Origin of the sequence: Oscillibacter sp. ER4, from assembly GCF_000765235.1 — a bacterium.
Classification (GTDB): Bacteria; Bacillota; Clostridia; order Oscillospirales; family Oscillospiraceae; genus Hominicoprocola; species Hominicoprocola fusiformis.
In genome coordinates, this window is record NZ_JPJG01000109.1 from 1 (window position 1) to 767 (window position 767).

General features: G+C 43.2%; 1 protein-coding gene. It reads right to left on the reverse strand.

What is annotated here, in order from left to right; genetic code table 11:
* Nucleotides 1–10: 10 nt before the first annotated feature.
* Nucleotides 11–676: a restriction endonuclease subunit S gene (locus tag NI20_RS0113150; RefSeq protein WP_144038685.1), complete on the reverse strand. Its 666-nt coding sequence runs from the start codon at nucleotides 674–676 to the stop codon at nucleotides 11–13.
* Nucleotides 677–767: the final 91 nt, after the last annotated feature.

The following is a 767-nucleotide window of genomic DNA, read 5'->3' on the forward strand; positions in this document are numbered from 1 at the left end:
AAATGATAATTTAGCGGCTTAACCCTGAAAGCAAGGTCTGTGCGAAATCTGTAAGTTTTTCCATCTCAAGATTATTGTCAGCAACAGCAGCAAGGGTTGCTCTCACCAACACTGCCCAATTTTGCTGCAATTCAATCGGCGGAATGGGAATGTGTAATGCTTTAATATAACTTGTGGGCTTTGCGATTGATGGAACGCCGGTTGTGTTATCATTTGCGAGTAATTTCCTGCGCCCAGCATCAGTGTGAAAATAGAAGAGAACATACTCAGGTAATAGCGCACACTGGTCGCAAGTAAGTAAAAACTGACTTTGGGAAATGACATACCTGTCGAATTTCGTTTTGTCCGGAACAAGTGCAACTTGCCCCAGCGTTCCACGATGAGTGATCACAATATCACCAGAGACGGCTATCGAATTTTTTAGCTGGCTTGCTTTTTCATCCTCGACATATCGGAATGATCGTTCAGAAAGCAAGTAGCCAGAGATGTTATCCCCGTTTAACACGGGAACACCATGATCAACAAAGCAGTCAGTTTTTATATTAGAGCCAAAAGGTCCCATTGCAACGCGGGACAATGATTTCCCCAAAGGATGAGAGAACCAATCACTCTGCTCGTCACGGTATTCGGGATGGGTAGCAAACGTCCGCATGAACTCTGTTTTGCAGAGTTCCACTAAATTATCATTTATAGGAGAGAACGATTATGGATAAGATGAATCTATATAAGTGCGCACAAGCTCTATCCGTGAAGTGGAAATCGTTCTT